The sequence below is a fragment of the Enterobacter sp. 61D5 genome, from assembly GCF_034107965.1.
Taxonomy (GTDB): domain Bacteria; phylum Pseudomonadota; class Gammaproteobacteria; order Enterobacterales; family Enterobacteriaceae; genus Enterobacter; species Enterobacter cloacae_M.
The window spans coordinates 35,914-60,580 of sequence record NZ_JAWNFK010000004.1 but is presented as its reverse complement, the minus strand read 5'-3'; the positions used below and the strand labels follow the sequence as shown (position 1 = coordinate 60,580).

Annotated in this window: 26 protein-coding genes; 8 read left to right on the top strand and 18 right to left on the bottom strand. The window is 57.5% G+C overall.

Translation table 11 applies throughout. From position 1 onward, the window contains the following. Positions 1 to 81: 81 nt before the first annotated feature. The 4 genes from UTM25_RS03265 (at position 82) to UTM25_RS03250 (ending at position 4,712) form a co-directional block, all read left to right on the top strand. A complete protein-coding gene (locus UTM25_RS03265; protein ID WP_194400155.1) occupies positions 82 to 1,626 on the top strand; it encodes a PTS transporter subunit EIIC in 1,545 nt (514 codons plus the stop codon). Positions 1,627 to 1,638: 12 nt separating this feature from the next. Then, a complete protein-coding gene (locus tag UTM25_RS03260; protein ID WP_194400153.1) occupies positions 1,639 to 3,006 on the top strand; it encodes a 6-phospho-alpha-glucosidase in 1,368 nt (455 codons plus the stop codon). Between the two features lie 90 nt (positions 3,007 to 3,096). Continuing rightward, complete coding sequence (sseA, locus tag UTM25_RS03255; RefSeq protein WP_194400152.1) at positions 3,097 to 3,942, top strand: 3-mercaptopyruvate sulfurtransferase; 846 nt, start codon at positions 3,097 to 3,099, stop codon at positions 3,940 to 3,942. Continuing rightward, positions 3,942 to 4,712 carry a MurR/RpiR family transcriptional regulator gene (locus UTM25_RS03250; protein ID WP_181593667.1) on the top strand — a complete coding sequence of 257 codons (771 nt, stop codon included), beginning with the start codon at positions 3,942 to 3,944 and terminating at the stop codon, positions 4,710 to 4,712. Before sseA ends, UTM25_RS03250 begins: the two co-directional genes overlap by 1 nt. A 17-nt stretch (positions 4,713 to 4,729) precedes the next feature. Here the strand turns inward: UTM25_RS03250 and sseB are convergent, their stop codons facing one another. The 11 genes from sseB to trmJ form a co-directional block, all read right to left on the bottom strand. Continuing rightward, on the bottom strand, positions 4,730 to 5,506 hold the full coding sequence (sseB, locus tag UTM25_RS03245) for an enhanced serine sensitivity protein SseB (RefSeq protein WP_194400151.1): 777 nt from the start codon (positions 5,504 to 5,506) through the stop codon (positions 4,730 to 4,732). 95 nt (positions 5,507 to 5,601) lie between these two features. Continuing rightward, on the bottom strand, positions 5,602 to 6,888 hold the full coding sequence (pepB, locus tag UTM25_RS03240) for an aminopeptidase PepB (RefSeq protein ID WP_023308823.1): 1,287 nt from the start codon (positions 6,886 to 6,888) through the stop codon (positions 5,602 to 5,604). Positions 6,889 to 7,068: 180 nt separating this feature from the next. Then, entirely contained in the window at positions 7,069 to 7,269 is a 201-nt protein-coding gene (gene iscX, locus UTM25_RS03235; RefSeq protein WP_003860650.1) for a Fe-S cluster assembly protein IscX, read from the bottom strand. Between the two features lies 1 nt (position 7,270). Next, complete coding sequence (fdx, locus tag UTM25_RS03230; RefSeq protein ID WP_003860652.1) at positions 7,271 to 7,606, bottom strand: ISC system 2Fe-2S type ferredoxin; 336 nt, start codon at positions 7,604 to 7,606, stop codon at positions 7,271 to 7,273. A gap of 1 nt (position 7,607) precedes the next feature. Continuing rightward, positions 7,608 to 9,458, bottom strand: coding sequence for a Fe-S protein assembly chaperone HscA (hscA, locus tag UTM25_RS03225; protein WP_023333038.1), 1,851 nt, complete (start codon positions 9,456 to 9,458; stop codon positions 7,608 to 7,610). A 14-nt stretch (positions 9,459 to 9,472) separates the two neighbouring features. Continuing rightward, complete coding sequence (gene hscB, locus UTM25_RS03220) at positions 9,473 to 9,988, bottom strand: co-chaperone HscB (RefSeq protein WP_194400150.1); 516 nt, start codon at positions 9,986 to 9,988, stop codon at positions 9,473 to 9,475. 79 nt (positions 9,989 to 10,067) lie between these two features. After that, positions 10,068 to 10,391 (bottom strand): iron-sulfur cluster assembly protein IscA, encoded by a 324-nt coding sequence (iscA, locus tag UTM25_RS03215; protein WP_003860659.1) that lies wholly within the window; start codon positions 10,389 to 10,391, stop codon positions 10,068 to 10,070. A gap of 13 nt (positions 10,392 to 10,404) precedes the next feature. Next, entirely contained in the window at positions 10,405 to 10,791 is a 387-nt protein-coding gene (gene iscU / locus UTM25_RS03210) for a Fe-S cluster assembly scaffold IscU (protein WP_003860661.1), read from the bottom strand. A gap of 24 nt (positions 10,792 to 10,815) precedes the next feature. After that, a complete protein-coding gene (gene iscS, locus UTM25_RS03205; protein ID WP_008502157.1) occupies positions 10,816 to 12,030 on the bottom strand; it encodes a cysteine desulfurase in 1,215 nt (404 codons plus the stop codon). A gap of 117 nt (positions 12,031 to 12,147) precedes the next feature. Further along, positions 12,148 to 12,639 carry a Fe-S cluster assembly transcriptional regulator IscR gene (gene iscR, locus UTM25_RS03200; protein ID WP_023308826.1) on the bottom strand — a complete coding sequence of 164 codons (492 nt, stop codon included), beginning with the start codon at positions 12,637 to 12,639 and terminating at the stop codon, positions 12,148 to 12,150. Between the two features lie 216 nt (positions 12,640 to 12,855). Continuing rightward, entirely contained in the window at positions 12,856 to 13,581 is a 726-nt protein-coding gene (gene trmJ / locus UTM25_RS03195) for a tRNA (cytosine(32)/uridine(32)-2'-O)-methyltransferase TrmJ (RefSeq protein ID WP_033146224.1), read from the bottom strand. Positions 13,582 to 13,712: 131 nt separating this feature from the next. Between trmJ and suhB the strand changes: the two genes are divergently transcribed. Continuing rightward, the gene (suhB, locus tag UTM25_RS03190) at positions 13,713 to 14,516 is read left to right on the top strand and encodes an inositol-1-monophosphatase (RefSeq protein ID WP_023308828.1); all 804 of its coding nucleotides are present in this window, start codon (positions 13,713 to 13,715) and stop codon (positions 14,514 to 14,516) included. Between the two features lie 40 nt (positions 14,517 to 14,556). Here suhB and UTM25_RS03185 read toward each other — a convergent pair whose 3' ends face one another. Together UTM25_RS03185 and UTM25_RS03180 are read right to left on the bottom strand one after the other, a co-directional pair. Next, the gene (locus tag UTM25_RS03185; protein WP_194400149.1) at positions 14,557 to 15,537 is read right to left on the bottom strand and encodes a nickel/cobalt transporter; all 981 of its coding nucleotides are present in this window, start codon (positions 15,535 to 15,537) and stop codon (positions 14,557 to 14,559) included. Continuing rightward, positions 15,528 to 16,166, bottom strand: a complete 639-nt coding sequence (locus UTM25_RS03180) for a DUF1007 family protein (RefSeq protein WP_194400148.1) — start codon at positions 16,164 to 16,166, stop codon at positions 15,528 to 15,530. Before UTM25_RS03180 ends, UTM25_RS03185 begins: the two co-directional genes overlap by 10 nt. A gap of 125 nt (positions 16,167 to 16,291) precedes the next feature. On the opposite strand from UTM25_RS03180, the gene csiE reads away from it, so the two are divergent. Continuing rightward, positions 16,292 to 17,569 (top strand): stationary phase inducible protein CsiE, encoded by a 1,278-nt coding sequence (csiE, locus tag UTM25_RS03175; RefSeq protein WP_194400147.1) that lies wholly within the window; start codon positions 16,292 to 16,294, stop codon positions 17,567 to 17,569. Here the strand turns inward: csiE and UTM25_RS03170 are convergent. After that, complete coding sequence (locus UTM25_RS03170) at positions 17,564 to 18,709, bottom strand: 3-phenylpropionate MFS transporter (RefSeq protein WP_194400145.1); 1,146 nt, start codon at positions 18,707 to 18,709, stop codon at positions 17,564 to 17,566. The genes csiE and UTM25_RS03170 overlap by 6 nt on opposite strands. Positions 18,710 to 18,882: 173 nt before the next feature. Between UTM25_RS03170 and UTM25_RS03165 the strand changes: the two genes are divergently transcribed. Continuing rightward, positions 18,883 to 19,305, top strand: coding sequence for a DoxX family protein (locus UTM25_RS03165; RefSeq protein ID WP_194400144.1), 423 nt, complete (start codon positions 18,883 to 18,885; stop codon positions 19,303 to 19,305). Between the two features lie 54 nt (positions 19,306 to 19,359). Here the strand turns inward: UTM25_RS03165 and glyA are convergent, their stop codons facing one another. After that, entirely contained in the window at positions 19,360 to 20,613 is a 1,254-nt protein-coding gene (gene glyA, locus UTM25_RS03160) for a serine hydroxymethyltransferase (protein ID WP_194400143.1), read from the bottom strand. Positions 20,614 to 20,917: 304 nt separating this feature from the next. Between glyA and hmpA the strand changes: the two genes are divergently transcribed. Then, positions 20,918 to 22,108: an NO-inducible flavohemoprotein gene (gene hmpA / locus UTM25_RS03155; RefSeq protein ID WP_194400142.1), complete on the top strand. Its 1,191-nt coding sequence runs from the start codon at positions 20,918 to 20,920 to the stop codon at positions 22,106 to 22,108. 78 nt (positions 22,109 to 22,186) lie between these two features. On the opposite strand, the gene glnB is transcribed toward hmpA, so the two are convergent. The 3 genes from glnB to qseG all read right to left on the bottom strand — a co-directional run bounded on the left by glnB (position 22,187) and on the right by qseG (position 24,667). Further along, the gene (glnB, locus tag UTM25_RS03150; RefSeq protein ID WP_194400141.1) at positions 22,187 to 22,525 is read right to left on the bottom strand and encodes a nitrogen regulatory protein P-II; all 339 of its coding nucleotides are present in this window, start codon (positions 22,523 to 22,525) and stop codon (positions 22,187 to 22,189) included. Positions 22,526 to 22,605: 80 nt separating this feature from the next. Further along, positions 22,606 to 23,943 carry a two-component system response regulator GlrR gene (gene glrR / locus UTM25_RS03145; protein ID WP_194400140.1) on the bottom strand — a complete coding sequence of 446 codons (1,338 nt, stop codon included), beginning with the start codon at positions 23,941 to 23,943 and terminating at the stop codon, positions 22,606 to 22,608. Continuing rightward, the gene (gene qseG / locus UTM25_RS03140) at positions 23,930 to 24,667 is read right to left on the bottom strand and encodes a two-component system QseEF-associated lipoprotein QseG (protein ID WP_194400139.1); all 738 of its coding nucleotides are present in this window, start codon (positions 24,665 to 24,667) and stop codon (positions 23,930 to 23,932) included. The genes glrR and qseG overlap by 14 nt, the downstream gene beginning before the upstream one ends.

The window sequence follows — 24,667 nt, the reverse complement described above, 5'->3', positions numbered from 1 at the left end:
AGCTGGCTAAGCTCGCCTGAAGGCTGCTAGTTTTATGACCATGACGCACCCCGAGTGCGCGGTTCAAAAAGAGAGAAAGCCATGAAACGAGCCGTGAACGCCCTACAAAATTTCGGAAAATCATTGTATGGACCGGTCCTTATCTTACCGATCGTCGGTCTGTTTATCGCCTTTGGTAACGTTCTGGGTAACGGTAATCTCGCTGAATACCTGCCGTTTCTGGGCCATCCGCTGATTCAGCATCTTGGTCAGCTTATCGCGAAATCTGCCGTGTCGGTGCTGGTCAACCTGGCGCTGGTGTTTGCCGTCGGGATCCCGATTGGTCTGGCGACGCGTGATAAAGGCTATGCCGCGCTGATTGGTCTGGTGACCTTCGTCGTGTTCATCAACGCCATGAACGTCACGCTGCAGCTGCAGGGCGCGCTGGCGCCAGCGGCCCAGATGAAAGCGGCCGGGCAGACCATGGTACTGGGCGTACAGGTGCTGGAGATGGGCGTTTTTGCCGGGATCCTGACCGGGGCGCTCTCCGGCTATCTGTACAATAAATACTCCGGCGTACAGTTTAATGGCGCGATGGCGATTTACTCCGGCCACTGTTTTGTCGCCATCGTCATGCTTCCCGTCTCCATGCTGCTCGGCGTGGTGATGAGTGAACTGTGGCCGTTTGCCCAGCACGGCATTAGCGCCCTGGCGCTGGCCATCAAAGGCTCCGGGCCGTTTGGCGTGGCAATCTACGGTTTCCTGGAACGTATTCTGGTCCCCACCGGCCTGCATCATCTGGTTTATACCCCGTTCCTCTATACCGAGCTGGGCGGCGCGCAGGAAGTGTGCGGCGCAACCTATCAGGGCGCGCGCAATATCTACTTCGCCGAGATGGCCTGCCCGGACGTGAAGCAGCTCAGCAGCACCGTAGTGTGGGACGCGCGCGGCATCAGCAAGATGTTCGGCCTGCCAGCCGCAGCCCTGGCGATGTACATGACCGCAAAGCCAGAGCGTAAAGCCATTGCGAAAGCCATTCTGATCCCGGCGGCGCTGACCTCTCTGCTGGTCGGCGTGACCGAGCCGATTGAGTTCTCCTTCCTGTTCGTCGCTCCGCTGCTGTTCGTGGTGCACGCGGTGCTGACCGGCATCGGCATGATGCTGTTCTCGCTGCTGGGCGTTCACGCCATCGGCGCCAACGGGATTATCGACTTCATCCTCTACAACCTGCCGCTCGGCACGGAGAAGTCCAACTGGCCGATTTACATCGTGGTCGGGCTGATCATGTTTGCCCTCTACTTCGTGGTGTTCCGCTTCCTGATCCTGCGCTTCAACATGAAAACGCCGGGCCGTGAGGATGACGATCGGGAGACGCGCCTCTACAGCAAGCAGGAGTACCAGGCGAAGGGCAATAACGACGGGCTGGGCGAATCCATCGTGACGGGTCTGGGCGGTAGGGAAAACATTGAGGTGGTGGACAACTGCTACACCCGCTTACGCGTCACGGTGAAGGACGTCGCCATTATCGACGAGCCGCGGCTCAAGGCGACCGGCGCGAAAGGGATTATCAAACAAGGTAACAACGTTCAGGTGGTCTACGGGCTGCACGTCAAAAAAATGCGAGAAGCCGTTGAGACGTTTCTCTGAAAGGAGCTAAAGATGTTTACACCCCCATTTATTCTGTCGATTGCCGGCGGCGGCAGCACCTACACGCCGGGCATTGTGAAAAGCCTGATGGTGCGCCTGCAGGATTTCCCGCTGGCCGAAATCCGCCTTTATGACATCGACGAGGCGCGTCAGAACACCATTGCGCCCGTCGTCGAAAAGGTCATTCGCGACCACAGCCAGAGCATCAAGTTCACCGTCACCAGTGACCCGGAAGTGGCGTTCAGCGGCGCGCATTTCGTCTTCGCCCAGATGCGCGTTGGCCAGTACAAGATGCGCGAGCAGGATGAGAAGATCCCGCTGCGCCACGGCGTGGTCGGCCAGGAAACGTGCGGGCCCGGCGGCCTGGCCTACGGACTGCGCACGATCCTGCCAATGGTGGAGCTTATCGATCTGGTGGATCGCTACGCGCATGAAAAAGCCTGGATCGTGAACTACTCCAACCCGGCGGCGATCGTCGCGGAGGGCGTGCGCCGCCTGCGGCCAAATGCGCGGGTGCTGAACATCTGCGATATGCCGGTGGCCGCGATGCGCAATATGGGGGCGATTCTGGGTGTCGATCGCCGCAGGCTGGAGGTGGACTACTTCGGACTGAACCACTTCGGCTGGTTTACCCGCGTGCTGGTGGACGGCGAAGACAAGCTTCCCGAGCTGCGTAAACATATCGCGAAGTTTGGCCTGCTGACGGAAGATGCGGCCAAAACCGACCCGCAGCATTCCGATCCTTCGTGGGTAAAAACCTGGCGCAACATTAAGCCGATCATGGACAACTTCCCGGAGTATCTGCCGAACCCGTATCTGCAGTACTACCTGATGCCGAACCAGATTGTAGAGCATCAGAACCCGGACTATACCCGCGCCAATGAAGTCATGGACGGGCGCGAGAAAAAGCTGTTCGCCGCAGCTGAAGAATACAAGCGCACCGGGATCCTGCCGGATGCCTTCCACGTGGGCGTTCACGGCGAGTTTATCGTCGATGTTGCCTGCTCGCTGGCCTTTAACCTGCGGAGCCGCCACCTGGTGATGGTGGAGAACCGCGGGGCGATTACTAACCTGCCTTATGATGCCGTGGTGGAAGTGCCCGCTTATATCACCTCCGAAGGGCCAGAACCGATTCGCGTCGGTCAGGTGCCGCTGTTCCATCAGACCCTTTTGCAACAGCAGCTCGCCTCTGAACAGCTGCTGGTGGAGGCCACCATCGAGGGCAGCTATGAGAAAGCACTGCAGGCGTTTACCCTCAACCGCACCGTGCCGACCATGGAACATGCAAAAGTGATTCTGGATGAGATGATCGAGGCCAACCGCGACTACTGGCCTGCGCTGCAAAAAGCCTGGCAGGACGGCGAAACGGTGAAAAAATAGGGGCTTGCTCGCGAGTTGAACGTGGTTTGCTTGTCGGTGTCAGAAAAAACACCGACAATCCTTTTTTACGGAAAAGAATGGAGGCAACCCATGTCCACCTCATATTTTGTCGCCGCCGACTGGCTGATTGAGCACGGTGACGATCCGGAAGTTCAGATAATTGACGCGCGTATGGCCCCGCCAGGGCAAGAGCATCGTGACGTGCCCGGTGAATACCGTGCAGGGCATCTGCCTGGCGCGGTATTTTTTGATATCGAAGCCCTCTCCGATCGCAACTCTCCCCTGCCGCACATGCTGCCGCGCCCGGAAGCATTTTCCGTGGCGATGCGCGAGCTGGGCGTCAGCAAAGACAAACACCTTGTTGTCTATGATGAAGGTAACCTCTTCTCCGCACCTCGCGCGTGGTGGATGCTGAAAAACTTCGGCGTGGAAAAAGTCTCTATTCTGGCGGGCGGGCTGGCGGGCTGGAAGCGCGACGAGCTGCCGCTGCAGCAGGGCGACATGACGCTGCCGGAAGGCGAATTCGACGCCACGTTCGACGCGCACGTGGTAAAACGCCTGACCGACGTGCTGGTCGTGAGCCATGAAAAAACGGCGCAAATCGTCGATGCCCGTCCTGCTCCGCGCTTCAATGCAGAAGCGGATGAACCGCGTCCAGGGCTGAAGCGCGGACATATTCCGGGGGCGCTGAACGTGCCGTGGGGCGATCTGGTGTTTGAGGGCGAGCTGAAAACCACCGACGAGCTGCGGGCTATTTTTGACCGTGCTGGCGTTGATTTACATCGTCCGATTATTGCCAGCTGCGGCTCCGGCGTAACGGCCTGCGTGGTGATCCTGGCGCTCGCCACGCTCGGCGCGCGCGACGTCACGCTTTACGACGGCGCCTGGAGCGAATGGGGCGCGCGTGACGATCTTCCTGTCGAACCCGCGAAATAATGGATAACCGCCTGGCCACGCTGTTAACGCGCGGTGCGTCGCTGACCCGCGCGGAGTATCGCGTCCTCGCCCACCTCACGGAGCACCCGCTGCTGGTGGGCAACATCACGGTGCGAGAGCTGGCGCAGGCGACATTTGTTTCTACCGCCACCATCATGCGGCTGTGTCAGAAGCTGGGGTTTAGCGGCTTTAGCGAGTTTATCTGGCACTGCAAGCAGCTGCTCTCCGACACGCCGCATATTGCCGCCCAGGCGCCCTCCCTTCCAGAACTCCCGGTGCTGTTTAATCAGTTTATCGCCAACTATCAGCACACCTTCCAGTGGGTCACGCAGGAGAAGCGCCAGCAGTTTGCCGACCTGCTGCGCCAGAAAGAGAGCTTCTTTCTCTACGGGGCCGGGTTTTCCTATCTGTTTGCGGAGTACCTGACCAAGAAGCTGCAGGTGCTGGGCAAAACGGCGTTTATCTCCGGGCCGGGAGACAGCCGGAATATTTTCCTCAGCAACGCCTCACGCTATCAGGTGTTTATTGCCGTCTCGCGCAGCGGCGAAACGGAGCAGGTGCTGGATAAAGCGCGGATTGCCAAAAACGTCGGTATGACGATTGTCGCGTTTACCCGCGCCTCGGCCAATACGCTGGCGGGGATGGCGGACGTGCATTTTGCCCTCTATGACGAAGCGGTACACTTCGCAGCCGAAGCCGCGGGGGTGACGTCGTTTGAGTCGAATCTGGTGCTGCTGATGGATTTACTGCTGCTGGAAGCAACGGGGTGATATTCACCCCGCCGTAATCAGATGATGCGGTTGGTTTTGAGATCGCGCAGGAAGCCGCCCCAGCGACGCTCGTAGAACGGCGTGATGTGCTCTGTAATAAAGTGGCTGATGCCCTTCTCGCCGTTCTTCACCTGGCAGATATCAATCGGCTCGTCGCCCGGCAGCGTGTCGGTCGCCACGCTTCCCGCGGCCTGAATAATTTCGTCGATATCGCCGTCCGCCTCAATACCAATCAGCAGTACCGGATGCTCGTCCGCGCGCTCTTTAATGGAGCAGAGAAACGCACGCCTGACAGGCTTGAGCGTTTTGAACAGCGTCGTGAGGGAATCAATCATCTGCGCGGGCGGCTCGGCTACTTCAGACAGCAGCAGCGTTTCGCCCCCTTCCAGCACTTCCTGGGTGCTGAGCGGGTTGCCCTCTTCACCTATCAGATGGCTGATTTCACGCGGCGTAAACTCTTTCCCGGTCGGCAGCTTCGCGTTAAGGAACAGCGTCTGGCCCAGCGTCATTTCGAACAGGGTACGCACCGGCATCACCACGAACGCCTGTTCGTCTTCTACCGCTTCCTGCAGGGCTTCCAGCGAGGTAAAGAACGGGATTACCGACGTGCCGTCGTCTTTCTCCCAGTGCAGCAGATCCAGCGCGCTGTCTTCTACAACCTGCTCACCTTCCGCCGCGGTGCCCGGCACCCAGACGGTGGATTCCAGCAGGGTGCGGAAAAATGCCGGACGGTGGGCGGGCTCGATCGCCGCCAGCTCCAGCAGGGTTTCTAATTCGTTTTTGGTTTCGGACATAGTTTGGCTACTTCACAATTGCCCGGCGGCGCTACGCTTGCACGGGCCTACGGGTTTTGTAGGCCGGGTAAGCGCAGCGCCACCCGGCAAAAAGATTACTCCGCCGTCAGCAGGTTCGCCACGGTACGCACGCCCAGACCGGTCGCCCCAGCGGACCACTGCTCAACCGCCGCTTTACGGTAGGTTGCCGAGCAGTCGATGTGCAGCCAGCCTTCGTGATAATTCTCAACGAAGTGGGACAGGAAGCCTGCCGCCGTGCTTGCACCCGCAGGGTACGCCGCGCTCGCGGTGTTGTTCAGCTCGGCAAAGTTGGACGGCAGCTGGCTGCGGTGGAACTCGGCCAGCGGCAGACGCCAGAACGGTTCGTTTTCGGCAGCGGCGCTTGCCAGCAGGCGAGCAGCCAGCTTGTCGTCGAAGCTGAACAGCGCATGGTAGTCGTTGCCCAGGGCGGTTTTTGCCGCGCCGGTCAGGGTCGCCATGTCGATAATCAGCTCTGGCTTCTGGGCTGACGCGTCGATCAGGCCATCGGCCAGCACCAGGCGGCCTTCGGCGTCGGTGTTCATCACTTCGACGTTTTTGCCGTTGCGATAGCGAATGATGTCGCCCAGCTTGAAGGCGTTACCGCTCACCATGTTGTCCGCGCAGCACAGATACAGCTTCACGCGCTTGTTCAGACCGCGGGTGATGGCGAACGCCAGCGCGCCGGTGATAGTTGCCGCGCCGCCCATGTCGGACTTCATGGAGTCCATGAACGCGCTCTGCTTCAGGCTGTAGCCGCCGGTATCGAAGGTGATGCCTTTACCCACCAGGCAGGCAAATACTGGCGCCGCTTTATCGCCGGTTGGGTTGTAATCCAGCGCCAGCAGGACCGGAGGGCGCTCGGAACCGCGGCCCACGGTGTGGATGCCCATGTAATTCTGCTCGCGCAGGTCTTCACCTTTGGTAATTCGGTAGGACATCTTGTCGCCCGCCACGCCACACAGCAGGTCAACCGCGCGCTGCGCCAGCTGCTCCGGACCGAGCTCTTCCGCCGGTGCGTTGATGGTGTCACGCACCCAGTCGATGATTTGCAGGCGGCTTTCCAGCTCTTTTTGACCGGCAGCGTCGAGGTTCGCCCACTCAATTTTTCGGGTGCCTTTCGGCCCTTTGTAGCCAGCCCAGAATGCCCAGCTGCGGTCGGTATCCCAGCCTTCGCCTTCCAGGGACACATGCTTAATGCCCAGGCCGTCAATTTTACGCGCGGCGCGCTGGATCAGGCCCAAATCATCGTTGCCCGTCAGGTGCAGGGTAATGCCGTCGTTGTTGATGCTGTAGGTGGCTTTCTCGCCCCAGCGCGCATCGGCTGGCTGCGTAGAGAGCGTAATCTTCATCGCTTCGGTCATTTTATTTATCCTTATTAGCAAACGGGCCGCCTGAAGGCAGCCCATAGAGTCTCTTTCCACTAAATGATTCGCGTTGCAGGAAGGCGGCAAGCGAGTGAATCCCCGGGAGCAGAGATAACTCTGTGACCGGGGTGAACAAGCGCAGCCAACGCATCGGCAACGTGAAGCATGACGTGGAAATTATTCTGCTTCATCTAACCAGACTAACAGAATCGCCTCCAGAATTTTTTCATTGGATGCGTTTGGGTCGTCGTCGAAATCCTCTAAATCGCAGATCCACTGATGCATGTCGGTGAATCGTACGGTCTTAGGATCGAGATCCGGGTTTGCGTCGTAGAGCGCTTCGCCGATTTCACGGCTGTCTGTCCACTTAAGTCCCATATCAATGCTCGCGTGCGTGGTTGATGGTGTAGCGTGGGAATTCCACGACCAGATCTTCATCGGTCACCGCGGCCTGGCAGCTCAGGCGGCTGTCAGGCTCCAGACCCCATGCTTTATCCAGCATGTCGTCTTCGTCTTCGGTGCTCTCGGCGAGAGAGTCAAAACCTTCACGCACGATGCAGTGGCAGGTGGTGCAGGCACAGGATTTTTCACAGGCGTGTTCCACTTCGATACCTGCACGCAGGGCAACATCGAGAATGGTTTCACCGGTCTTCGCTTCCAGAACAGCGCCATCCGGACAGAGGTCCGCATGAGGCAAAATAACAATCTTTGGCATATTAAACCTCGTCCACGGACTGGCCTTTCAGCGCGACGCGGACAGATTTGTCCATGCGGCGAGCAGCAAAGTCCTGGGTTTGTTTATCAACGTTTTTAATGGCTTCTTCTATTGCGTCAGCGTCATTGCCTTCTGCTACTGCGCTTAAGCGCGCGGCAGCGTCGTCAATCACCTGACGCTCAGCGGCGCTTAACAGCGCGGCATCGGCAGCGAGCGCGCCGTTCAGGCTCTCCAGCACGCGGGCGGCTTCAACTTTCTGTTCAGCCAGCATACGCGCCTTCACATCCTGCTCGGCGTAGCTCATTGAGTCCTGAATCATGGAGGCGATTTCGCCATCGGTCAGGCCGTAGGACGGCTTCACCTGAATGGACGATTCCACGCCGGTGGATTTTTCCATCGCCGTGACGCTCAGCAGACCGTCGGCATCCACCTGGAAAGTGACGCGAATATGCGCCCCGCCCGCAGGCAGCGCCGGGATGCCGCGCAGCGCAAAGCGCGCCAGAGAGCGGCAGTCCTGCACCAGCTCGCGTTCGCCCTGCATCACGTGGATAGACATCGCGGTCTGACCATCTTTGAAGGTCGTGAACTCCTGCGCGCGCGCCACCGGAATAGTGGTGTTACGCGGGATCACTTTCTCCACCAGGCCGCCCATGGTTTCTAAACCCAGCGACAGCGGGATGACGTCCAGCAGCAGCATTTCGCTGTCCGGCTTGTTGCCGACCAGAATATCAGCCTGGATTGCGGCGCCCACGGCAACCACTTTGTCCGGGTCGATGGAGGTCAACGGCGTGCGGCCAAAGAATTCGCCCACGCGCTCGCGCACCAGCGGCACGCGGGTCGAACCGCCGACCATGACCACTTCCAGCACCTCGTTCGCCTCAACGCCCGCATCTTTCAGTGCGCGACGGCAGGCCAGCAGGGTGCGTTTCACCAGCGGGGCAATCAGATCGCTGAACTGGTCGCGGGCGATCTCACCCTGCCAGCCCGCAACGTTTACGGTAACCGTCTGCGCATCGCTCAGGGCGATTTTGGCGTCGATAGCCGCATCCAGCAGTTCACGCTGCACGCGCGCATCGCTACGATCGCTGATGCCCGCCTGCTCGCGAATATAATCTGCCAGCAGATGGTCGAAGTCATCGCCGCCCAGCGCGGAATCCCCGCCGGTCGCCAGCACTTCAAATACCCCGCGGCTTAAGCGCAGGATCGAAATATCAAAGGTACCGCCGCCGAGATCGTAAACCGCAATCACCCCTTCCTGACCGGAGTCGAGGCCGTAGGCAATCGCCGCCGCCGTCGGTTCGTTCAGCAGGCGCAGCACGTGCAGGCCTGCCAGACGCGCGGCGTCTTTGGTGCCCTGACGCTGTGCGTCGTCAAAATAGGCCGGAACGGTGATGACTACGCCGTCCAGATCGCCGCCAAGCGTCGCCGTCGCGCGCGCCGCCAGCGCTTTGAGGATGTCGGAGGAAACGCGAATCGGGTTCAGCAGACCGGCCGCGGTCGCAATCATCGGCAGGCCGTTTTCACTGGCCTGCAGCTGATACGGCAGATGCGGATAGCGGGTCTGAATATCGGCCAGAGAGCGGCCCATCATGCGCTTTACGGAGCTGATGGTGTTGGCCGGATCGCGCGCGGCGTTGGCGCGGGCGTCATAGCCGACCGCGTGACCCTGCTGCTGGTAGTGGACCACGGAAGGCAGCAGATGGCGGCCCTGCTCGTCGGCCAGCGTTTCCGCCTGGCCGCTGCGCACGGTCGCCACGAGGGAATTGGTGGTGCCCAGATCGATACCCACCGCCAGACGACGCTGGTGCGGTGCGGCACTTAAGCCAGGCTCACTAATTTGTAATAAGGCCATAATTGCTTCCGAAATTAAAAATCGAGCAGCTTTTCTTCGAGTTGTTCAGCACTGCTTCGCAGTTTATCGAGAAAACGGAGTTTGCGCACAGTGTCTGCCGCCGCGTCCCAGGTCTCGTTGTTCAGTTGCTCCACCATCTGCTGATGGCGGGTATCGAACATGCCCCTCACGCGCGTGATGAAGCTTTCCAGACGCGCTTCGTCTTTGGCCTGTTCAATCTCATCCAGCTCTTCACGAAGCTCCAGCTGTTCCATCAGAAACGCGGTATCGCGCACGGTATGCTGTTCGCTCGCCAGATCGAAACCGTGGAGCGAGAGCAGATATTCTGCACGCGCCAGCGGATGGCGCAGCGTCTGCCAGGCCTGGTTGATGGTCGCAGAGTGCGATACCGCAGCCAGCTGTTCTGCCTGAGTACCACTGGCGAATTTATCCGGATGATACTGACGCTGAAGATCCTGAAAACGGATCGTCAGCGCCTGGAGATCAATCGGGTATTGAGCGGGTAGTCCGAAGAGAGTGAAGTAATCCATAACAATCTCAGGGGTAGCCTGTTAGAACAAACCCCACGCGCAGCAGGTAAGCCACGGTGGGGTTTCGGATGACGCGCGGTTAAACGTGGAAGCTTTCGCCGCAACCACACTCGTCTTTGACGTTCGGGTTCGTGAATTTGAACCCTTCGTTCAGGCCTTCTTTAACGAAGTCCAGCTGAGTGCCGTTGAGGAATTGCAGGCTTTTGCCATCGACCACCACCTTCACGCCCTTGTCTTCAAACACGGTGTCGTCAGACGCCGGCTCGTCAACAAACTCCAGTACGTAAGCCATACCAGAACAGCCGGAGGTACGTACGCCCAGTCGCAGGCCAAAGCCTTTACCACGGTTCGCCAGAAAAGAGCTTACTCGCGCGGCAGCGCTGTCGCTAAGGGTAATCGACATACTCAAACCTCAATTATTTTGCTTCACGTTTGCTTTTATAGTCCGCAATGGCGGCTTTGATCGCGTCTTCTGCCAGAATTGAACAGTGAATTTTCACCGGTGGCAGTTCGAGTTCTTCAGCAATATCCGTGTTCTTGATTGCCTGTGCTTCGTCCAGGGACTTGCCCTTCACCCATTCGGTGACCAGGGAGCTGGACGCGATAGCAGAACCGCAGCCGTAGGTCTTGAAGCGCGCGTCTTCAATGATACCTTCATTGTTGACTTTAATCTGCAACTTCATCACGTCGCCACACGCCGGTGCGCCAACCATGCCGCTACCGACAGATTCGTCGCTGTTGTCAAATGAGCCAACGTTGCGCGGATTCTCGTAATGATCGATGACTTTTTCGCTGTATGCCATGATTGAATTCTCCTTATGTACCGATTAGTGATGTGACCATTCAATGCTGTTCAGATCCACGCCCTGCTTGAACATTTCCCACAGTGGAGAAAGGTCGCGCAGACGGCCGATGGAGTTGCGAACCAGCTTGATGGTGTAGTCAATCTCTTCTTCGGTAGTGAAACGACCTAAAGAGAAACGGATAGAGCTGTGCGCCAGCTCGTCGGTCATGCCCAGCGCGCGCAGCACGTAGGATGGCTCCAGGCTTGCAGACGTACAGGCAGAACCGGAAGAAACGGCCAGGTCTTTCAGCGCCATGATCAGCGATTCGCCTTCAACATAGTTGAAGCTGACGTTGAGGATGTTCGGTGCGCCCTGCTCGAGATCGCCGTTCAGATACACTTCTTCCATATCTTTCACGCCGTCCCACAGACGGTTACGCAGCGTGCGCAGGCGCGCCATCTCGGTTTCCATCTCTTCTTTTGCAATGCGGTACGCTTCGCCCATGCCCACGATCTGGTGAACAGGCAGAGTGCCGGAACGCATGCCGCGCTCGTGACCGCCGCCGTGCATCTGTGCTTCGATGCGGATACGCGGTTTACGACGAACGTACAGCGCGCCGATCCCTTTCGGGCCATAAATTTTGTGGCCGGAGAAGGACATCAGGTCCACTTTCAGCTGGCTCAGATCGATAGGCAGTTTGCCCACGCTCTGGGTCGCGTCAACGTGATAGATGATACCGCGCGCGCGGCACATTTCGCCGATGGTCGCGATGTCCTGAACGACGCCGATTTCGTTGTTAACGTGCATGATAGAAACCAGAATGGTGTCATCACGCATGGCCGCTTCGAGCTCTTTCAGGTCGATAATCCCGTTGCTCTGAGGCGCCAGGTAAGTCACTTCGTACCCTTCACGCTCCAGCTGGCGGCAGGTATCCAGCACGGCTTTGTGTTCGGTTTTGCTGGTGATGATGTGCTTGCCTTTTTTCTGATAAAAGTTGGCTGCACCTTTGATCGCCAGGTTGTCGGATTCGGTCGCACCGGAGGTGAAAACAATCTCACGCGGGTCGGCACCCACCAGGTCGGCAATCTGATTACGGGCGATATCAACCGCCTCTTCAGCATGCCAGCCAAAACGGTGTGAACGGGAAGCTGGGTTACCAAAGTTTCCGTCCAGGGTCAGACACTGCATCATTTTCTCGGCAACACGCGGGTCCACCGGCGTGGTTGCGGAGTAATCGAGATAAATCGGTAATTTCATTGCTCTTTAAACTCCGTACATCGCTTCAATGCAAGGAATCAGGCAACCGGCTGGATGTACGACCGAGTACGCGGGGCGTGACCGCCCCGGCCTGATTCTGAAATCTTTATCGTTTTATTACGCGCGCAGTTTGACGTCGATAGCGTCCTGCGCGCGGGTGCTGCGTTGGGAATCCTGACCATGCTGACGACCAGAGACATCCAGAACTTCCTGGTTATTGACCAGTTCACCCAGGGTGATGTTGTTCAGGAAGCCGGTGAGACGGTCGCTCAGATCGCGCCACAGCGCGTGGGTCAGGCATTTATCGCCGCCCTGGCAGCCGCCTTTACCCTGGCAACGGGTCGCGTCAACGGATTCGTCAACTGCGCTAATCACTTCACCAACTGCAATACTGCCCGCGTCTTTACCCAGCAGATAACCGCCGCCTGGGCCACGAACGCTGGAAACCAGTCCATTTTTACGCAGTCTGGAGAACAGCTGTTCCAGGTAAGAGAGGGAGATCCCTTGTCGTTCAGAAATATCAGCCAACGGAACCGGGCCCGCTTCGGAGTTGAGCGCAACGTCCAGCATCGCGGTCACGGCATAACGCCCTTTAGATGTCAGTCTCATGTCTTACTTAACCTCAAACTCGCCCCTGCCCGGGGTTTTTTATTGTAAAATGGGGGTATTGCATAGCAGGGCCAAGTCTGACATTCCTGACTAAAATGGTCAACTATTTACTTGACTGTTTTAGTCAGGTATTTAACCTTCTGTGCCTTCATAATACAGGTGCGGCCTGACGCCTTCACCCCAGCCCTCTCCCACGGGGAGAGGGGAAAATCGACACTATTCTTTATTTTTCTGCTCAATCGACGCCAGAATCCCGCGCAGGATGTTCAGCTCCTGGCTTTCCGGTCGCGCGCGGGTAAACATACGGCGCAGCTTGTTCATTACCTGGCCCGGGTGGCCTTCGCGGATAAAGCCGGTTGAGAGCAGCGTCTGCTCCAGGTGACCGTAGAAGCGCTCAAGATCGTCCACCAGCGGGTAGGCCGTTTCTTCTTTAGGCTCTACCTGTTTCTCCTGCGTCGCCAGCCACGCCATACGCACCTCATAGGCGATAACCTGCACCGCCATCGCCAGGTTCAGCGAGCTGTATTCCGGGTTCGCCGCGATGGCGACGTGATAATGGCACTTCTGCAGCTCGTCGTTGGTCAGGCCAACGCGCTCGCGGCCAAACACCAGCGCAACCGGAGCCTGTTCCGCTTCTGAGACGCTTTTCAGGCCGCATTCGCGCGGATCCAGCATCGGCCACGGCAGCGTGCGTGAACGTGCGCTGGTGCCAACAACAAGGCTGCAGCCGGCCAGCGCTTCGTCAAGGGTATCGACGATCTGGGCGTTACCGATCACGTCGCTGGCACCGGCCGCCAGGGCGATAGCCTGCGAGTCAGGTTTCACCAGCGGATTAACCAGCCACAGGTTCGTTAAGCCCATGGTTTTCATAGCGCGAGCAACGGAGCCCATGTTGCCGGTGTGCGATGTTTCGACCAGCACGATTCGAATGTTTTGCAGCATAATTTTTAATGTCTGAATTCAGCGTCTGAAGAATATTCCGGCATATTATCATAAACGGGAGACATAATCCGATCCCACTGCTATACTCTGCGCCGATTTTCCTGTTCTTTAACATCCAGTGAGAGAGACCGATGCATCCGATGCTGACCATCGCCGTGCGCGCAGCGCGCAAGGCGGGTAATGTAATTGCCAAACACTACGAAACGCCAGACTCCGTAGAAACCAGCCAGAAAGGCAGCAATGATTTCGTGACTAACGTCGATAAAGCCGCAGAAGCGATTATTATCGAAACAATCCGCAAATCTTACCCGCAGCACACCATCATCACCGAAGAAAGCGGTGAACATGAAGGTACCGATCAGGATGTTCAATGGGTTATCGATCCACTGGATGGCACCACCAACTTTGTTAAACGCCTGCCACACTTCTCTGTGTCTATCGCAGTACGCATTAAAGGCCGTACTGAAGTCGCCGTTGTTTACGATCCAATGCGTAATGAACTGTTCACCGCCACCCGCGGTCAGGGCGCACAGCTGAACGGCTACCGTCTGCGCTGCAGCAACGCACGCGATCTGGACGGCACCATCCTGGCGACCGGTTTCCCGTTCAAGGCGAAACAGCACGCGACCACCTATATGAATATCCTGGGCAAACTGTTTACCGAATGCGCTGACTTCCGCCGCACCGGTTCTGCCGCGCTGGATCTGGCCTACGTGGCGACCGGCCGCGTTGACGGTTACTTCGAGCTGTCGCTGAAGCCGTGGGACTTTGCTGCGGGCGAGCTGATCGCACGTGAAGCAGGCGCCATCGTGTGTGATTTCACCGGCGGCCATAACTATATGTCTACCGGCAACGTCGTTGCAGGTAACCCACGCGTTGTTAAAGCCATGCTGGCCAACATGCGTGATGAACTGAGCGATGCGCTAAAGCGTTAATCCCGGTCATTCCCTCTCCCTGTGGGAGAGGGAATCCCAACTAAAACGGCCGCAATCCCCTTCCCACCGGCACCGCGCTCAACCACATCGTCACCGCCGCCACCAGCAGAATCACCCCGCCCGCCAGCGCAAGCGTTGTCCACCCTACCTGTCGCCACAGCACCGGCGTTTTATTGCCGCTGAGTTTGACCGCCAGCTGACGGAAGCTGTGTACCAGCAGCGCTAAAGACGAAATGGTGAGAGACGTTCCCGCCGCCATCGCCAGCGCAGAGAGCATTCCCCAGCCAAACACGCCAATCACCTTACTGAACAGCAGCACCATGATTGCCCCCGAGCACGGGCGCATGCCCATCGAGAGAACAATCATCAGCCGCGCGCGCCAGTCGTCACCGCTCTGCAACTGTTCCTGCGTGGGCATATGCTGATGCCCGCAGCCGCAGTTTTCATCATGAACGTGGTGCGGCGTAAAGGTTTTGAATTTCGGTTTTTGCAGCAGCACGCGCAGCTTTTTCAGCGCCCGCCAGCAGAGGATCAGCCCCAGCACGCCAACCAGTGCGTAGCTCCCCTTCTCCAGCCAGAAACTGCTCATGTGAAGCTGGCGCGCGGGAAGCTGCAACAGCGAAAGCACGACCACGACGAGCGCAATCGCCACACTGCCCTGAAGCAGCGAGGAGGCCAGCGTTAGCCCGATACTCGATTTCAGCTTCGACGGATGGGTGGCGAGCCAGGTCGTTATCACGATTTTGCCGTGTCCCGGCCCCAGCGCGTGCAGAACGCCATAGATAAAGCTGAACGCCAGCAGGGAACCGCCCGCTTTGGTCGGGTTCTCCGCCACCGCCTTCAGCAGACCGCTCATCTGCTGGTTGACCTCACGCTGCCAGACAATACTTTTCATCATCACCTGCGGCCAGGCCTGCCATAGCCAGAGCGAACCGCAAACGGCTAGCAGGAGAAAGAACGCCAGCGGCCAGAGGTGCAGCCAGCGGCGCGGTTTACGAACCGGAGAAGAGATCACTGACATTGTAACGTCACCTCCTGCGCGAACTGTTTACCCAATTCCATGTCCTCAGGCGGTGCATCTTCTTTATCAAGCGAGACCGCAAAGTTCAGCGTTTCTTCGCTGGGTTTCGGGGTGTGCACGCCAATTTTGCAGCTTTTTTGCAGGGCGTCCGGCAGCCGTACGTCGCTGTCTTTGTCATAGCGCATGTCGACATAGTAGGTAGGGTCAAAGGTGGAAAAACGGTACGTTTGCCCCGCCAGCGGCTGCGGATGCGCCAGAGGAAGCACGAACGTCAGCACCGCCTGGTGCCCTTCACGCGTCATACCGTATTCCGTGGGTCGGTTCAGAAATTTGACCTTTTGCCCGTTGTGCCAGAACTCCGTGAAGTAGTGCTGGCCAAGCACGTTGGCCATCACTTCCGCCGCCAGCTTTTTCCAGATTTCATCGCCGGGCTTCGCGTTTCCCGCATCGTAGAGCAGATCGGCCGAGGTGATTTCATCCATCGTCCAGCGCATCTTCAGGCCGCTCAGCTGCGTGCCGTCGGTGACCAGCTCGGTTTGAAGGTCAATAAAACTGTGAGGATGTGCGCTGGCGGTGAAGCTGATAACCGCCAAAAATAACGCCATCGCACTTTGTTTAACTGTTTGCATCAATTCCTCACGTCAAAAATTCTGTGATGTTCCCCAGCAATCCTGAGTGAAAGGCCTGCCGGCGCGCTTTTCAGCGCTCATCCTTTAGCTATTCTTATCAAACATTCACACTGGATACCCGACAGATGATGACGACGCTTGAAATTCCATCTGTGCTTTCCAGTTCGCAGCGCCGCTGCCAGGTGCTTTTGATGCTTTACCTGCCCGATGCTGCCGTCACCGCACAGAGCATAATTGCTGCCAACGGGGTGGACGACGCGATGGCACGGCAAGATATAGCCGAGACGCGCGATGAAATCCAGCGCTATCACCGGCTGGACATCGTCACGCACCACGACGGCAGCTACCGAATTGAAGGCTCAGCCCTGAATCAGCGTTTATGCCTGCTGCACTGGCTGCGTCGGGCGCTGCGGCTTTGCCCACAGTTTGTCTCGCACCAGTTTACCCCCGCATTAAAAACCGCGCTTAAACAACACGGCATTGCGCGGCCGCTATACGACGATGCGAACCTGCGGGCGCTGATCGGCTTCTGCTCCCGCAAGCTTCAGCGCCAGTTTGAATGCCGCGACGTCCAGTTTTTACAGCTTTATTTACAATACTGCCTTATTCAGCACCAGCTCGGGAATACGCCGCAGTTTTCTCACGTTCAGCGCAGCTGGACCCAGTCGAGAGGGGAGTATTTTACGGCCCAGGAGATCGTGCGTCACTGGAGACGGCGCGTGCCGCAGGGTGCGCACGGCGATGAACAGCTGTTTCTGGCGCTGCTGTTTATGATGCTCCGCACGCCCGATCCGGTGCTCGATAAACACCAGCAGGACCAGCGCTTGCGCCGGGCCATCGTGCGCATGGTCGCCCGTTTTCGCTCGCAGACCGGGATGAACTTCAGCGACGAGCAAGGGCTGACCGATCAGCTGTATATCCATCTTGCTCAGGCGCTGGACCGCTCGCTGTTTGAGATTGGCATCGACACTAGCCTGCCGGAGGAGATCCATCGCCTCTATCCCCGGCTGTTACGCACCACGAAGGAAGCGCTGTTTGAGCTGGAAGCGGAGTTTGGGCTGCGTTTTTCTGATGAAGAGATGAGTCTTGTCGCGGTGATTTTCGGCGCCTGGCTGATGCAGGAGACCGATCTGCACGAAAAACAGGTGATCCTGCTGACGGGAGACGATAAAGCCACCGAGGACCTGATTGAACAGCAGCTTCGCGAGCTGACGCTGCTGCCGCTCAACATTCGCTATCTGACGCTGCAGGCTTTCCAGAAAGAGGGGGCACCGCGCGAGGCCGCGCTGGTTATCACCCCCTACCCTACCGTCCTGCCGCTGTTCTCGCCGCCGCTGATACATGCCGTTGAGACATTGAACGCGCAGCAGCAAGAACATATTCGCGCCATGCTGGAATCATAGCGGCGCGCGAGCGGCCACTTTAGGGCGCACAACGATGGCGGGTAAGGCGACAAGCGCCATTACCCAGAAGACGCCATGCCCCAGATGCTGGTAGAGGAACCCCGCAAATACCGTCATGATCGCGATACTGCCCCCCATCGCAACCGCCGAATAGACGGCCTGCAGACGAATAACGTCCCCGCCCTCGCGCGCAGCGATATAGCGCATCGCCGCCAGATGACATACGGTAAAGGTGCCGCAGTGAAGAATTTGCGCCACAATAAGCCACGGCAGATCGGTCGTCCAGCCCATAATGCCCCAGCGCGCCACGCCGCACACGGCGGAAAGCAGCAGCAGGTCTCGCGCGCCAAAGCGACGGAACAATTTCTTGCTCAGGGCAAAAATAATAACTTCGGCCACCACGCCCAGCGACCACAGATAGCCCACTGCGGAAGCAGAGTATCCCGCCCCCTGCCAGTAGATGGCGCTGAAGCCATAGTACGCCGCATGCGCCCCCTGAAGCAGACAAACACACGCCAGAAAACGCCAGCTCTGAGCCACCAGGCTCCGCCAGGCGGGCCAGCCGGCGCTCTCCTGATGGCGGCTTTCCCCCTGCGGCATTATCGACGGCCGCAGCAGCATGCCCAGCAGCATTGAGGCAATACCGATACTCAGCAGGGCGAGAATGGCACGGTAATCGTAAAGGCTGACCAGTTTGCCCACCAGCGCAGAGCCGATCACAAAGGCAACTGAGCCCCACAGGCGCACGCGGCCGTAGTCCATGGTGATCTGCTTTTGCCAGGTGTTCGCCAGGGCATCCGTCAGCGGTACCAGCGGTGAGAAGAACAGGTTAAAGCCGACCATCACCACCATCAGCCAGGCAAACTGGTGGCTGACCCAGAAGCAGGCAACAAAGACCAGCGTCAGCAGAGCAAGAATGCGCACGGCCCTGATCAGCAAGGAGGGATCGCTGACGCGCGGGGCAATCAGCAGGCTGCCGAGGAAACGCGCCACCAGCCCTGCCCCCAGCAGGACACCGATGGTCTCAGGAGTCAGGCCGATACCCTTGAGCCAGACGCTCCAGAAGGGCAGAAAAATACCGTAGCTAAAGAAATAGGTGAAATAGCTGAGCGCCAGCCAGCGCGTGGAATGCAAGACCATGAATCCCTCCCGAAATCGAGGCCATAGTCTGGCGAGAATATAAAAATTAAGCAAGTCGATAGCCTGCTATAAATTAACGAAAAATTAACATAATGTGCAGTCGTCTGGCTTATGGCAGGGAATGAAAATATGTATTACGTTTAAATTACTCCACTTGCAGAGGTTTTTCTGCCATGAACACTCTACGTTATTTCGATTTTGGTCAGTCGCGTCACCTGCTGCTGCTGATTGGCCGCATCGCGCTTGTGGTGCTGTTTATTATCTTTGGTTATCCAAAACTGACGGGGTTTAGCGGCACCGTACAATATATGACCTCGCTGGGTGCGCCGATGCCCATGCTGGCGGCCATTATTGCGGTGGTGATGGAAGTGCCTGCCGCTATCCTGATCGTCCTGGGCTTTTTCACCCGTCCTCTCGCGGTACTGTTTGTATTCTATACGCTGGGCACGGCGATTATCGGTCACCATTACTGGGATATGACCGGTGATGCGGTCGTGCCGAATATGATTAATTTCTATAAGAACGTCAGTATTGCTGGCGCCTTTATTTTGCTGGCCATTGTTGGTCCGGGAGCCATTTCCCTCGACCGGCGTTAAGCCATAAAAAAAGGCCGCAAGCGCGGCCTTTTTTATTTCTGCAAAGCAGAAGAATTATGCGTATACCGGGAAACGTGCGCAGATATCCAGAACTTTACCTTTGACGCACTCGATAACCGCTTCGTCATTGATGTTGTCCAGAACGTCACACATCCAGCCAGCCAAGTCTTTCACTTCCGCTTCTTTGAAGCCGCGGCGAGTCACGGCCGGAGAACCGATACGGATACCGGAGGTCACGAACGGGCTCTTCGGATCGTTTGGCACGCTGTTTTTGTTCACGGTGATGTTGGCGCGGCCCAGGGCTGCGTCAGCTTCTTTACCGGTCAGGTTCTTATCAACCAGATCCAGCAGGAACAGGTGGTTTTCAGTACCGCCGGATACCACTTTGTAGCCACGGTTCAGGAACACTTCCACCATCGCTTTGGCATTCTTAGCAACCTGCTGCTGATAAACCTTGAACTCAGGCTCCATCGCTTCTTTCAGCGCGACCGCTTTTGCCGCGATAACGTGCATCAGCGGGCCGCCCTGCGCGCTTGGGAATACAGCGGAGTTCAGTTTTTTGTACAGCTCTTCGTCACCGCCTTTCGCCAGGATCAGGCCACCGCGTGGACCCGCCAGGGTTTTGTGGGTGGTGGTGGTCACAACGTGAGCGTGTGGAACCGGGTTCGGGTAAACGCCAGCGGCAATCAGGCCCGCAACGTGCGCCATGTCGACGAACAGGTAAGCACCGATGCTGTCCGCGATTTCACGCATTTTTGCCCAGTCAACGATACCGGAGTAAGCAGAGAAGCCACCGATGATCATCTTCGGTTTGTGCTCTTTAGCCTGCTTCGCCATGTCTTCGTAGTCAATTTTACCGGACTCATCAATACCGTAAGGGATGATGTTGTACAGTTTTCCGGAGAAGTTAACCGGGGAGCCGTGAGTCAGGTGGCCGCCCTGCGCCAGGTTCATACCCAGAACGGTATCGCCCGGCTGCAGCAGCGCGGTGTAGACAGCGAAGTTAGCCTGAGAGCCAGAGTGCGGCTGCACGTTCGCGTAGTCAGCGCCAAAGAGTTCTTTTGCACGGTCGATAGCCAGCTGCTCAACGATATCAACGTACTCGCAACCGCCGTAGTAGCGTTTGCCCGGGTAACCTTCAGCATATTTGTTAGTCAGCTGAGAACCCTGCGCCTGCATAACGCGCGGGCTGGTGTAGTTTTCGGAGGCGATCAGTTCGATGTGCTCTTCCTGACGTACTTTTTCCTGCTCCATAGCCTGCCACAGTTCGGCATCATAATCGGCAATGTTCATTTCACGCTTTAACATCCGCATCTCCTGACTCAGCTAACAAGTAAATTTTGGCCTGAAAAGGCAGTCCTGTTGGACGACGGGCAACAGTATAACTGATTAGTTCTGTGATAACAGGTCTTGACAAACGATTTTACGCAAACGTTTTCCTACCCGCCACGCAAGGGTTTGAGGAATAAAGCTCTAGCTCTTTCCAGCGGATTTCTTTTCAGGTTTGTGATGCATATTTTTCATCTTGCAAAGAACCATTTACAACGCAGGGGTATTTTTTATAAGATGCATTTAAAATACATTATTAAAGTCACATCAGAAGGATGCGCTCATGCTCGACGCTCAAACCATCGCTACCGTTAAAGCCACCATTCCCCTGCTGGTGGAAACCGGCCCTAAACTCACCGCCCATTTCTACGATCGCATGTTCACGCACAACCCGGAGCTCAAAGAAATTTTCAACATGAGCAACCAGCGTAACGGCGATCAGCGCGAAGCGCTTTTCAACGCCATCGCGGCCTACGCCAGCAATATTGAAAACCTGGCGGCACTGCTGCCCGCGGTGGAAAAAATCGCGCAGAAGCACACCAGCTTCCAGATCCATCCCGAGCAGTACAACATTGTGGGTGGCCACCTGCTGGCAACGCTGGACGAGATGTTCAGCCCGGGCCAGGAAGTGCTGGACGCGTGGGGGAAAGCCTACGGCGTGCTGGCAAACGTGTTTATCAACCGCGAAGCGCAGATCTACAGCGAAAATGCCAGCAAGAACGGCGGCTGGGAAGGCACGCGCGCCTTCCGCATCGTTGAGAAAACGCCGCGCAGCGCGCTGATTACCAGCTTTGAATTTGAGCCAGTGGACGGACAGCCGGTTGCCGATTACCAGCCGGGCCAGTATCTGGGCGTGTGGCTGAAGCCTGAAGGTTTCCCGCACCAGGAGATCCGCCAGTATTCTCTTACCCGCAAGCCAAACGGTAAAGGCTACCGCATTGCGGTGAAGCGTGAGGACGGCGGTCAGGTATCCAACTGGCTTCACAACGAAGCTAACGTGTGCGACGTGGTTCATCTGGCCGCGCCGGCGGGCGATTTCTTCATGGCCGTAGAAGCGAATACCCCGGTTACGCTGATCTCTGCGGGCGTAGGCCAAACGCCAATGCTGGCGATGCTCGATACGCTGGCGAAAGCCAACCACGGTGCGCAGGTAAACTGGTTCCACGCTGCGGAAAACGGTGACGTGCATGCCTTTGCCGATGAAGTGAAAACGCTCGGGGCGTCCCTGCCGCGTTTCACCGCGCACACCTGGTATCGCCTGCCGACGGATGCAGACCGCGCGGCCGAACGGTTTGACAGCGAAGGTCTGATGAATTTAAGCCTGATGGAAGGGGCGTTTAGCGCGCCGGACATGCAGTTCTACCTCTGCGGGCCGGTGGCGTTTATGCAGTATGCCGCGAAGCAGCTGCTGGAGCTGGGTGTGAACAAAGACAACATTCATTATGAGTGTTTCGGGCCCCATAAGGTGCTGTAATGAAAAAGCCCCTCGTTCGAGGGGCTTTTTTTCGCCGGGTGGTTGCACCTTACCCAGCCTACAAAACCGTTGGCAATGTTAAATCGCGGCGTCGTCTTCTTCGCCGGTACGGATACGGATCACGCGCGCCACCTCAAAGACGAAGATTTTACCGTCGCCGATTTTGCCCGTCTGCGCCGTGCGGATAATGGTATCCACGCAGGTATCGACGATATCGTCGCTGACCACGATTTCAATTTTCACTTTCGGCAGAAAGTCGACCATGTACTCTGCGCCACGGTAAAGCTCGGTGTGGCCCTTCTGACGACCAAAACCTTTCACTTCCGTCACGGTCATCCCGGTGATGCCGACTTCCGCCAGCGCTTCACGTACATCATCCAGTTTGAAAGGTTTAATAATCGCATCAATCTTTTTCATGGTGGGTCCTTAAACTCTTGCCTGTAAGCTGCCTCGTAATCGATTGCTCACAGTATCATATTCAGGCGAATTTTGCGGTACTACTCTTTAAAATCGTTTGCTTCAAGCTCGTGGCGCGACAGCAGCTTGTAGAACTCTGTGCGGTTGCGTCCGGCCATGCGCGCCGCGTGGGTCACGTTGCCTTTGGTGATCTGTAATAGCTTGCGCAGATAGTTGAGCTCAAACTGATTCCGCGCTTCCGCAAACGTCGGCAGGGCCGTGTTTTCCCCTTCCAGCGCCTGCTCCACCAGTGCATCGCTGATCACCGGTGAGGAGGTCAGCGCCACGCACTGCTCAATCACGTTCACCAGCTGGCGCACGTTACCCGGCCAGCCTGCGGCCATCAGCCGCTTCATCGCGTCGGTGGAAAACGCGCGCACGAACGGTTTATGGCGATCGGCCGCCTGGCGCAGAAGGTGGTTCGCCAGCAGCGGAATGTCTTCCGCGCGCTCCGCCAGAGGCGGGATCTTCAAATTCACCACGTTCAGACGGTAGTAGAGATCTTCGCGAAACTCGTTGCGGGCCATCACTTTTGGCAAGTCGCGGTGGGTAGCGGAAATAATGCGTACGTTAATATCAATGTCGCGATTGCTACCCAGCGGGCGAACTTTTCGCTCCTGCAACACGCGCAGCAGTTTGACCTGCAGCGGCGCGGGCATGTCGCCAATCTCGTCCAGGAACAGCGTGCCCCCTTCCGCGGCCTGGAACAGCCCTTCCCGGCTGCTCACCGCGCCGGTGAATGCGCCGCGGGCGTGACCAAACAGTTCAGATTCGAGCAGCTGTTCCGGAAGCGCGCCGCAGTTAATGGCGATAAAGGCGTTTTTACTGCGAGGGCTGGCGTTATGGATCGCCTGCGCCAGGATCTCTTTCCCGGTTCCGCTCTGGCCGTTGATGAGCACGCTGACGTCGGACTGCGCCACCATCCGGGCCTGTTCAAGCAGACGCAGCATAATGGGGCTGCGGGTGACGATGGACTCCCGCCACGCTTCATCCCCCGCCGGGGCAGCGTGTTCCAGCGCGCTGTCGATAGCCTTATAAAGCGCGTCTTTGTCCACCGGCTTGGTCAGGAAGCTGAAGACCCCCTGCTGCGTCGCGGCAACCGCATCCGGGATCGACCCGTGCGCCGTCAGGATAATCACGGGCATACCCGGCTGCTGCTTCTGGATCTCCGCGAACAGCTGCAGACCGTCCATTTCGTCCATCCGCAGGTCGCTTATCACCAGATCGATTTTCTCGCGGCTGAGGATCTTGAGCCCCTCCAGCCCGCTTTCAGCGGTGACGACGCTGTAGCCTTCGCTCACCAGACGCATCCCCAGCAGCTTTAACAATCCGGGATCGTCATCCACCAGTAAAAGATGGGCAGGTTTACGGCTCGTCATGCTTCACATCCTCTTGTTTCGGCGTATCGCTGTCCGGTGCAGCGGATGAACTCCCCGGCTGATATTTACGCGACGAGAGCTGCCTTTCGATATCGGTCAGGTTTTCCAGCTTGCGCGTCGTGGTATCCAGCTGCGTACGTAAATGTTGCTGCTGTTGGCGCAGCGTATCAAGCTCGCTGTCGGTTGACTGCTGCAGCTTGCTGTAGCGGGAGCGCTCTTCAGACAGCTGAAGCTGTAATGTCTGCCCATCGCGCCAGAGCTGGTATACCGGGCGTACCTGCACGGGAAGATTGACCACGTACCTGTCCAGTCGGGTCACATTGACGCGGCGTTCAACGGGAGTGATTTTCGCATCTGCGAGTAAAATCCCGCGCTTGAACGCGTCCTGCCAGGTGTCGTCATCCAGCATCGCCGCCTTCGAGCGGGCGTCTACCGGCGCAAGACGCTGGGCACAATCTATTCCGCGCAGCCAGAACAGCGGGTTGCTTTCAACGTCATGTCCTGACAGGTTCCAGATGTCGTCACAGCGGGTTGAGAGGAAATCTGCCAGCTGGTTATCGGGCCATTTATCTTCTTGTTTATCGCTAATTGCACTTTGTGGCGCATGGGAAACACACCCTGCCAGAAACAAACAGGGCAGGCTCAGGCGAAGCGTGTTGCAGGAAAACACCGCGCGTACGGCGCGGAAAAAGACGTGTGACATACTCACCAGACATAGATTCAT

Coding starts and splice junctions, on each gene's coding strand:
- glnB (WP_194400141.1), bottom strand. CDS start 22,525: ATGAAAAAGATTGATGCGATTATTAAACCTTTCAAACTGGATGATGTA.
- iscR (WP_023308826.1), bottom strand. CDS start 12,639: ATGAGACTGACATCTAAAGGGCGTTATGCCGTGACCGCGATGCTGGAC.
- pepB (WP_023308823.1), bottom strand. CDS start 6,888: ATGACCGAAGCGATGAAGATTACGCTCTCTACGCAGCCAGCCGATGCG.
- glyA (WP_194400143.1), bottom strand. CDS start 20,613: ATGTTAAAGCGTGAAATGAACATTGCCGATTATGATGCCGAACTGTGG.
- iscA (WP_003860659.1), bottom strand. CDS start 10,391: ATGTCGATTACCCTTAGCGACAGCGCTGCCGCGCGAGTAAGCTCTTTT.
- UTM25_RS03170 (WP_194400145.1), bottom strand. CDS start 18,709: ATGGTCTTGCATTCCACGCGCTGGCTGGCGCTCAGCTATTTCACCTAT.
- qseG (WP_194400139.1), bottom strand. CDS start 24,667: ATGAATCTATGTCTGGTGAGTATGTCACACGTCTTTTTCCGCGCCGTA.
- UTM25_RS03165 (WP_194400144.1), top strand. CDS start 18,883: ATGAACACTCTACGTTATTTCGATTTTGGTCAGTCGCGTCACCTGCTG.
- hmpA (WP_194400142.1), top strand. CDS start 20,918: ATGCTCGACGCTCAAACCATCGCTACCGTTAAAGCCACCATTCCCCTG.
- fdx (WP_003860652.1), bottom strand. CDS start 7,606: ATGCCAAAGATTGTTATTTTGCCTCATGCGGACCTCTGTCCGGATGGC.
- trmJ (WP_033146224.1), bottom strand. CDS start 13,581: ATGCTGCAAAACATTCGAATCGTGCTGGTCGAAACATCGCACACCGGC.
- UTM25_RS03250 (WP_181593667.1), top strand. CDS start 3,942: ATGGATAACCGCCTGGCCACGCTGTTAACGCGCGGTGCGTCGCTGACC.
- csiE (WP_194400147.1), top strand. CDS start 16,292: ATGATGACGACGCTTGAAATTCCATCTGTGCTTTCCAGTTCGCAGCGC.
- UTM25_RS03185 (WP_194400149.1), bottom strand. CDS start 15,537: ATGTCAGTGATCTCTTCTCCGGTTCGTAAACCGCGCCGCTGGCTGCAC.
- hscA (WP_023333038.1), bottom strand. CDS start 9,458: ATGGCCTTATTACAAATTAGTGAGCCTGGCTTAAGTGCCGCACCGCAC.
- suhB (WP_023308828.1), top strand. CDS start 13,713: ATGCATCCGATGCTGACCATCGCCGTGCGCGCAGCGCGCAAGGCGGGT.
- sseB (WP_194400151.1), bottom strand. CDS start 5,506: ATGTCCGAAACCAAAAACGAATTAGAAACCCTGCTGGAGCTGGCGGCG.
- UTM25_RS03260 (WP_194400153.1), top strand. CDS start 1,639: ATGTTTACACCCCCATTTATTCTGTCGATTGCCGGCGGCGGCAGCACC.
- UTM25_RS03265 (WP_194400155.1), top strand. CDS start 82: ATGAAACGAGCCGTGAACGCCCTACAAAATTTCGGAAAATCATTGTAT.
- hscB (WP_194400150.1), bottom strand. CDS start 9,988: ATGGATTACTTCACTCTCTTCGGACTACCCGCTCAATACCCGATTGAT.
- sseA (WP_194400152.1), top strand. CDS start 3,097: ATGTCCACCTCATATTTTGTCGCCGCCGACTGGCTGATTGAGCACGGT.
- iscS (WP_008502157.1), bottom strand. CDS start 12,030: ATGAAATTACCGATTTATCTCGATTACTCCGCAACCACGCCGGTGGAC.
- iscU (WP_003860661.1), bottom strand. CDS start 10,791: ATGGCATACAGCGAAAAAGTCATCGATCATTACGAGAATCCGCGCAAC.
- glrR (WP_194400140.1), bottom strand. CDS start 23,943: ATGACGAGCCGTAAACCTGCCCATCTTTTACTGGTGGATGACGATCCC.
- UTM25_RS03180 (WP_194400148.1), bottom strand. CDS start 16,166: ATGCAAACAGTTAAACAAAGTGCGATGGCGTTATTTTTGGCGGTTATC.
- iscX (WP_003860650.1), bottom strand. CDS start 7,269: ATGGGACTTAAGTGGACAGACAGCCGTGAAATCGGCGAAGCGCTCTAC.